This window comes from Glutamicibacter sp. V16R2B1 (assembly GCF_005774635.1).
In the GTDB taxonomy this organism is placed as follows: Bacteria; Actinomycetota; Actinomycetes; order Actinomycetales; family Micrococcaceae; genus Glutamicibacter; species Glutamicibacter creatinolyticus.
Genome location: NZ_VATX01000012.1, coordinates 367,432 through 375,365 on the forward strand (window position 1 = coordinate 367,432; position 7,934 = coordinate 375,365).

Genomic DNA, 7,934 nt, shown 5'->3' on the forward strand with positions numbered 1-7,934 from the left:
CTAGGTTTTTAAGTTTCAGAGGTGTTTGTGGATCGGGTGAGACCGTCACGTGCGCAGGCCAGTCCGCAGGCCGTGGCGCTCACGCACCGCACGACCGCGTCGCTGAAGCTGCGCAAGGGAGCCGGGCGGCACTACCTGGTGCAGACGCAGTTGATGGAACACCAGGAGCTGGCCCTCGTGGAGATCCGCGGCTCATGGGCGCATGTGTATGTGCGTGGGCTCTACGGCTGGCTGCCGGCGGCCTACCTGGAGCAGATCCCCGACGTGCAGGTCAGTACACCGTCGCAATCCCCAGCCGAGCCCAAGGCTGCGGCCGTCCCCTCGCGCTACGCCCTGATTGAGGCCACGCACCAAACCACTGCCACCCTGAACCTGCGCAAGGGAAGCGGCACCGGTTATCCCGTCATCAAGGTCGTGGATCAGGGCGCCAAGGTCAAGGTGATGCTGCAGCAGGGACTGTGGGCGCAGATTCAATGGGGAGATTCCCAAGGCTGGGTGCCGAGCATGTACCTGCAAACCCTGCCGCAACGGCCGCCGCGTGATGGACTGATTTCGGTGCCCCAGCAGAGGGCCTTGACAACGATCAGCCTCAACGGCCGCCGAGGACCGGGAGACCACTACCCGCTGGTGCGCATCCTGCAGGCCGACACCGCAGTGGTCGTCACCGCTCGCCAGGGTGCATGGCGAAAGATTGAGCGGGACGGGGAGCAGATGTGGGTTCCCGCCAGCCAGCTCAGAACCGTTTACTAGTTGCTGTTCAGCGATTTTCCTCGGCCAGATCCCTGACGCGGATGGGCGCCGCCTCTGTGGCGACCACGGCCAACTGAACCCGGTTGCAAACTTTGCGCCTTTCCGAGCGCTGACGGCGGCTGCTTTCGCGTCCTGGACGGTGCCCACCGCAAAGCTTCGGTGCTGCGGTAGTTTCATCGCGCCGCCGACGGAAGAAGCTGGTTTTTCCCTCTTTGCAGCCTCAGAGCATCTGCCTGCGACCCGTGTTGAGGCAAGCGAGGAGGACCCACAGGACGGGTTAAACAGGTCTGGGCCTGGGAACCGCGCTCGGATCCCAGGCCCAGATGGAGAGTAGGGCTTACTCGCCGACGTAGTACAGACGCTTGTTGACGAACTCGTCCATTCCCAGCGGGCCAAGCTCGCGGCCGAAGCCCGAACGCTTCACGCCGCCGAACGGCATCTCGGCGCCCTCGGCGCTGGCGGCGTTCACGCTGGCCATACCGGCCTGCAGGCCCATGGCAACCTTCTCCGCGCGTGCCCGGTCCTCGGAGTGCACCGAGCCACCCAGGCCGTAGACGGTGTCATTGGCCATTTCCAGCGCCTCTTCATCGCTGGAGACCTTGTAGACCACGGCAACCGGGCCGAAGAGCTCCTCGTAATAGGCGCGCATGTCCTTGGTGACACCGGTGAGCACGGCGGGGGAGTAGTAGGCTGCCGGGCCGTCGTGCAGCACACCGCCCGCGTGCAGGGTGGCACCCTTGGAGACGGCGTCCTGGACCTGCTCGTGCAGGTCCTCGGCCGCCTTGCGGGAAGACATCGGGGCGAAGGTCCCCTCCTCTTCCTTCATCGGGTCGCCGGGCTGAAGGCCTTCGGCACGCTTGGTCAGCTCGGAGACGAACTCGTCGTAGATGTCCTCCATGACGATCATTCGCTTGTTCGAGTTGCAGGCCTGGCCGGTGTTGTCGATGCGGAAGCCCCACGCGGTTTCGGCGATGTCGGAGATGTTCTGCGAGTCCAGGACGACGAACGGATCCGAACCGCCCAGCTCCAGGACGGCCTTCTTCAGGTTGCGTCCGGCCTGTTCGCCGATGATGGCGCCGGCGCGCTCGGAACCGGTCAGCGAGACACCCTGGATACGCGGGTCCTCGATGATGGTGGAGATCTGGTCGTGGGTGGCGAACAGATTGTTGTAGACCCCGGCCGGTACTCCGGCCTCGTCGAAGATTTCCTGGATGGCCAGCGCGGAGCGCGGGCAGGACTCGGCGTGCTTGAGGATGATGGTGTTGCCCAGCATCAGGTTTGGCGCCGCGAAGCGGGCCACCTGGTACAGCGGGAAGTTCCACGGCATGATGCCCAGCAGCGGGCCGATCGGACGCTTCTGCACGACCGCGCGGCCGCCGGAGAGCGACTTGATTTCCTGGTCGGCGGCCAGGGTCGGGCCCTCGGTGGCGAAGTACTCGAAAATGTCCTTGCAGAACTCTGCCTCACCGACGGCCTCGGACAGCGGCTTGCCCATCTCGGTGGTCATGATCTTGCCCAGCTCCTCGGCACGCTCGCCGAACAGCTCGGCGATGCGGTGCACGATCTTGGCGCGCTCGTTGATGTCGGTCTTGCCCCACGACTCGTAAGCTGAGGAGGCTGCACTCAGGGTCTCCTGCACCTGCTCATCGGTGGCCACCGGGAATTCCTCGACCGTTTCGCCGGTGGCAGGATTCAGGACCTTATAGGTTTGGGCGCTCATTCTCGCTCCTGTCATAGTGCATGCAATGGACTGTCAGCTGGCGCTCGTGTCCGTGCCCGAACCCTCCGATCGGGAGGGCTGTGAACCCGGTCACGAAGCTCTCCTCTGAGCATATCGTCCGTACGAGAATATAGCTACTACGAATTCAGTACGTACAGCAGATTTTCGATTCGGAAACCGTAGCGCCAAAGCGCGAAACAGGGCCGGAAGCGGTGCTCCCGGCCCTGGCATGGGGTGTGGATTTAGCCGATGGCCGAACTCTTCCACCAGTCGATGCCGGCATCGCCCTGGGTGATGGTGGAAATCTGCTCCAGCTCCTGGGTGGTGAACTCGGTGTTCTGCAGCGCCGCCAGGTTCTCATCCAGCTGCTGCGTGGAGGAGGCGCCGATGAGCACCGAGGTGGCCGCGCCGTCGCGCAGCAGCCAGGCGATCGCCATCTGCGCCAGCGACTGGCCACGCTGTTGTGCCAGCTCGTTCAGGCTGCGGATCTTCTTCAGGTTCTCCTCGGTCAGCTGGTCCTGCAGCGAGCGGCGCCCGCCGGAGCGTTCGACGTCGGTGGTGCCCAGGTACTTGTTGGTCAGCAGCCCCTGCGCCAACGGGGTGAACGCGATCGAGCCCATCCGCTCCTGCTCCAGGGTTTGCAGCAGACCGTGCTCCACCCAGGGGTTGAGCATGTTGTACGAGGGCTGGTGAATGACCAGCGGGGTGCCCAGGTCCTTGGCGATCGCGGCGGCCTCGGCGGTGCGTTCGGCCGAGTAGGAGGAGATGCCCACGTAGAGGGCCTTGCCCTGGCGCACGAGGGTATCCAGTGCGCCGATGGTCTCCTCCAGCGGCGTCTTGGGATCAAAGCGGTGCGAGTAGAAGACGTCCACGTAGTCCACGCCCAGGCGCTCCAGGGACGCATCGGCGGAGGCCATCAGGTACTTGCGCGAACCAAATGTGCCAAACGGGCCCTGCCACATGTCCCAGCCGGCCTTGGAGGAGATGATCAGTTCATCGCGGTAGGGGCGGAAGTCCCCGCGCAGCATCCGGCCGAAGTTCTCCTCCGCCGAACCGGCCGGCGGGCCGTAGTTGTTGGCCAGGTCGAAGTGGTTGATGCCCGAGTCGAAGGCATGGCGCAGGATTTCACGCTGGGAGTCGAAGGTTCGGTTGTCGCCGAAGTTCCACCACAGACCCAGCGAGATCGGCGGCAGCAGCAGCCCGGAGGCGCCGACGCGGCGGTAGCCGAAATGCTCGTAGCGGTCTTCTGACGCGACCCATGGGCGGTGTGAATCAACAACTGGTTGGAAGCGCTCGTACTCCACGGTGCACCTTTCTCTTCTTGGCGGCAGATGCCATTGCACAAGTTCAAGACTAGGGCAGGAAAAGGGCCGGATCCGATTCATCGGGGCCACGACGCACCCACCGGTACCCCATGGTTCACGGTGCTTAACATGAAGAACCGACCCGGGCGGCCAAGGAGGTAACGCCGCTTCGGATCGGTTCTTCTAGATCACTCGCACCTTGAGAAGGTAGTAACCACTATAGGAAGCGATTCTTGTTATTAGCTGTGCGTCGAATGAGCGGTCACATAGAGAAAGCGTGACGCGAGCGGTGCGGGGCCGGCCACGGCAATGCTTTGTGCGCGCCGGTTGGCACCGGACCGGGACAACCCTGGTCCCGGTGCCATGGCGGGACGATGCCCGGCGCTCAACCAGGCGCTAGTAGTTCGAGGGCGGGTCCGAGGCGGGAAAGGATTCGTCCTCCCACTCCTCGACCAGTTCCTCATCATGGTCGTGCCGGACGTCCTCGTCGCTTCGTTCCTGAGGCTGCTGTGTCATGGCCCCTCCTTCCGCTGGTGCCCTAACGGGCAATCCTGAGGTACTTTCAGTGTTCTACTTTTCGCCCGGGTTGTCGAGGGATCGGCCCCTGCCCGCCGGTGGAAGGCGGAAGCCGCGCCGCCCCGGATTGGGCGGCGCCACCCGCACTGGGTTTTAATCGAAGACATGCCCAGCATCACGAACCCAGCCGACGGAACCGAGATCTTCTTCGACGATGACCGCGCCGCGGGCGAGGCCGTCGTCTACCTGCACGGTTCAGCACTCTCCCGCTCCATTTGGCGCGGCCTGGGCTACACGAAGACGGTGGGGGCCGGACGCCGCAACATCCGCATCGACCTGCGCGGGCACGGCAAGTCCGGCAAGCCGCACCGGACCGAGTCCTACACCATGGAGCTGATCACCGGGGACGTGCTGGCCGTGCTGGATTCCCTGGATATTGAGCGCGCCCACCTAGTGGGGTACTCCTTTGGCAGCCGCACCGCCCTGTCGATCGCACTGCAGCAGCCCGAACGGGTGCTTAGCCTGAGCATGCTGGGCGGAACCTACGCGATTGAAAGCGGCGAGATCGACGGGCTGTTCTTTGAGGGCTACCTCCAGGTCCTGCGCGCCGGGGACATCGAGGGCTTCGTCAGCGGGCAGGGACGCCTGGACCCGGCGACCCGGATGGCGTTCCTGGCCAACGACCCGCTGGCCCTGGCCGCCTACTTCGAGGCCGCCGAAACCCTGCAGCGCCTGGAACTGGAGCAGCTGCGCGCCCTACGGGTGCCGACCCTGCTGCTGGCCGGAACCCGCGACCAGCCGCGCTTTGAACACAACAAGGTGATGGCCCGCACCATGCCCCACGCCCGGCTGGTGCCGCTGGTCGACCGCACCCACGGCAGCACCCTGTTCCCGATCGAACCGGGAGCCACCCAGATTGCACAGTTTCTGGACCGCCACGACCGGTAGGAGCCGATGATGGTGAACCGCGCCAGCGCCCCCTTTGACCTTGCCGCGATCGGCCGGGGCCTTGCCTTCGGTCCGGCGCACACCCAAATCAGCCGGCGCCTGGGCGACGCGGTGGATGCCCCGCTGGTCATCCAGGCCCCGCCGGGCTCCGGCAAGACCACGATCGTGCCGCCCACCGTGGCCAACGCCCTGGCCGCCGCAGGGTTGGGCGGACGGGTGATCGTCACCCAGCCGCGCCGGATGGCGGCACGGGCCGCGGCCCGCCGCCTGGCCCAGCTGGACGGCAGCGAACTGGGGGAGCGGATCGGCTTCTCGGTGCGCGGGCAAAGCCTGAGCGGTCCGCGCACCCGCATTGAGTTCGTCACCGCCGGGCTGCTGCTGCGCCGGCTGCTGGCCGACCCGGACCTGGCCTCGGTGGGCGCGGTGATCGTCGATGAGGTCCATGAGCGCTCCATCGAAACCGACCTGGTGCTGGCGATGCTCAACCAGGTCAACCAGCTGCGCGATGACCTGGCCCTGCTGGTGATGAGCGCAACCCTGCACGCCGAGGACCTGGCCGGCTACCTGGGGCGCGGGGCAGCGGCCGGGATCATTTCCGGGTCCGGCATCCAGCATCCGGTCGCCGAGGAATTCTGTTCCTACAGCGGCACCCGCAACGCCGAACGCGGGCTGGAGCGCGGCTACCTGGACCACGTGGCGGCCACCGCCGTCGAGCAGACCGCCCGCAACACCGCCCAGGGCCCGGCCCGGGACACCCTGGTGTTCGTGCCCGGGGCCGGGGAGGTGGAGCGGGTGCGGGCGCTGGCGGCCGGCGATCCGCGCTTTGAGGTCCTGGCCCTGCACGGGCAGGTCGAGGCCGCGGCGCAGGATGCGATCCTGCAGGACCCGGGCCCCGCGGCGCGGCCGCGGATCATCATTTCCACCCCGATCGCCGAATCCTCCCTCACGGTGCCGCGGGTGAACCTGGTGGTGGACGCCGGGTACGCCCGGGAACCGCGGCGGGACGCAGTGCGCGGGATGAGCGGGCTGGTCACCGTGGTGGCCAGCCGCGCCTCGGCCACCCAGCGGGCCGGCCGTGCCGGACGCCTGGAGCCCGGCCGGGTGGTGCGCACCCTGGATCAGCGTTCCTTCGCCGCCGCCCCGGCCTTCACCAGCCCGCAGATCGCCACCGCGGAGCTGACCCAGGCGGCGCTGTACCTGGCGGCGTGGGGGACCCCGCGCGGGGAGGGGCTGGAGTTGTGGCAGCAGCCTCCGGCCGCCGCGTTGGATGATGCCGAATCCGTGCTGCGCTCACTGGGCGCGATCGACGAGACCGGGCAGCTGACCCCTGCCGGGCAGCGCCTGGTGCAGGTGCCGGCCGACCCGCGGCTGGCCCGCGCCCTGCTGGAAGGGGCACGGCGCTTCGGGCCCCGCGCGGCCGCCGAGGCGGTGGCCATGCTCAGCGGCACCGAACGGGCCGGCGGCGCCGATGCCGGGGCGCTGTTGCGCGAACTGCGCCGGGGCGGGCATCCTGGCCACGGCCCCTGGGCCGCCGAAACCCGGCGCTTTGCCCAGCTGCTGCGCCGGCAGCAGGCCCCGGCCGAGGTTGCGCCCACCCCGGGGGCGGGCGCGGAATCCGCGGCGCTGGCCGGGGTGATGGCCCTGGCCTACCCGCAGTGGGTGGGACGGCTGGTGGCCGGGGACGAGTATCTGCTGGCCTCGGGCACCCGGGCCAGCCTGCCGCGCCACAGCCCGCTGCACGGGCATGAGTTCCTGGCCATCGCCGATGTGGCCCGCGCCGGGGCCGGGGCGGTGATCCGCTCCGCCGCCGGGATCGAGTTGGAGCTGCTGCTGGAACTGCTGCCGCAGATGCACCGGGTGCAGACCCGGGCCGAGTTCACGGCCGGGAAGGTGAGCGCGCGCCAGGTACAGCTGCTGGGCGCCATCGAGCTATCAACCCGCCCGTTCAAACCCACCGCCGAGCAGGCCGGGGCCGCGGTGCTGCGGGCGCTGCAGGCCGAGGGCCTGGGGATCTTCGGGCAGCAGCCGAAGTTCCAGGCGCTGCGCGCCCGCCTGGCGCTGGCGCACCGGGAACTGGGCGAACCGTTCACGGCCATGGATGAACCGGCGTTGCTGCAGCGGGCCGATGAGTGGCTGCAGGAGGGGCTGCAGCAGATGGCCCGGGGGACCGCGGCGGCAAAGGTCGACTTGGCCCAGGCGCTGCGCTCGTTGATTCCCTGGCAACACGCCCATGACCTGGATGAGCTGCTGCCCGAGCGGCTGCAGGTTCCCAGCGGCTCGCGCATCGCCCTGCAGTACCCCGAGCCGGGCAAGGCGCAGGGCCGGGTGGTGGCGGCGGTGAAGCTGCAGGAATGCTTCGGGCTGGCCCAAACGCCGCGGCTGCTGCACGGGCAGGTGCCGATCCAGTTCCACCTGCTTTCCCCGGCCGGCCGGCCCCTGGCGGTCACCGATGACCTGCGCAGTTTCTGGGATGGCCCGTACCGACAGGTGCGCGCCGAGATGCGCGGGCGCTATCCCAAGCATCCGTGGCCGGAAAATCCCTGGGAGCACGTGGCCACCGCAAAAACCAAGAACCGGTTGCGCTAGACGATATGAGGTGTAGGGCTTGGTAGGTCTGGTCAGAGCTGGAACCTCCGCTTCATAATGATTGAACGCTCTACGGCGTAGCGTGGATCACCAACATGATCACCACGAAC

General features: G+C 67.5%; 5 protein-coding genes. 3 read left to right on the forward strand and 2 right to left on the reverse strand.

The window, feature by feature from the left end; genetic code table 11:
• Positions 1 to 36: 36 nt before the first annotated feature.
• Positions 37 to 750 (forward strand): SH3 domain-containing protein, encoded by a 714-nt coding sequence (locus FDN03_RS09045; RefSeq protein ID WP_138176112.1) that lies wholly within the window; start codon positions 37 to 39, stop codon positions 748 to 750.
• Positions 751 to 1,087: 337 nt separating this feature from the next.
• On the opposite strand, the gene FDN03_RS09050 is transcribed toward FDN03_RS09045, so the two are convergent.
• Together FDN03_RS09050 and mgrA are read right to left on the reverse strand one after the other, a co-directional pair.
• A complete protein-coding gene (locus FDN03_RS09050) occupies positions 1,088 to 2,470 on the reverse strand; it encodes an NAD-dependent succinate-semialdehyde dehydrogenase (protein ID WP_138176113.1) in 1,383 nt (460 codons plus the stop codon).
• A 242-nt stretch (positions 2,471 to 2,712) separates the two neighbouring features.
• Positions 2,713 to 3,774 (reverse strand): L-glyceraldehyde 3-phosphate reductase, encoded by a 1,062-nt coding sequence (gene mgrA / locus FDN03_RS09055; protein WP_246049572.1) that lies wholly within the window; start codon positions 3,772 to 3,774, stop codon positions 2,713 to 2,715.
• Positions 3,775 to 4,455: 681 nt separating this feature from the next.
• On the opposite strand from mgrA, the gene FDN03_RS09060 reads away from it, so the two are divergent.
• Both FDN03_RS09060 and hrpB read left to right on the forward strand, forming a co-directional pair.
• Positions 4,456 to 5,238 carry an alpha/beta fold hydrolase gene (locus FDN03_RS09060; protein WP_138176115.1) on the forward strand — a complete coding sequence of 261 codons (783 nt, stop codon included), beginning with the start codon at positions 4,456 to 4,458 and terminating at the stop codon, positions 5,236 to 5,238.
• 6 nt (positions 5,239 to 5,244) lie between these two features.
• The gene (gene hrpB / locus FDN03_RS09065; RefSeq protein WP_138176117.1) at positions 5,245 to 7,824 is read left to right on the forward strand and encodes an ATP-dependent helicase HrpB; all 2,580 of its coding nucleotides are present in this window, start codon (positions 5,245 to 5,247) and stop codon (positions 7,822 to 7,824) included.
• The last annotated feature ends 110 nt before the right edge of the window (positions 7,825 to 7,934 follow it).

Bases quoted from the DNA above. Each gene is read 5' to 3' on its own strand.
- FDN03_RS09050 (WP_138176113.1), bottom strand. From the start codon at position 2,470: ATGAGCGCCCAAACCTATAAGGTCCTGAATCCTGCCACCGGCGAAACG.
- FDN03_RS09060 (WP_138176115.1), top strand. From the start codon at position 4,456: ATGCCCAGCATCACGAACCCAGCCGACGGAACCGAGATCTTCTTCGAC.
- hrpB (WP_138176117.1), top strand. From the start codon at position 5,245: ATGATGGTGAACCGCGCCAGCGCCCCCTTTGACCTTGCCGCGATCGGC.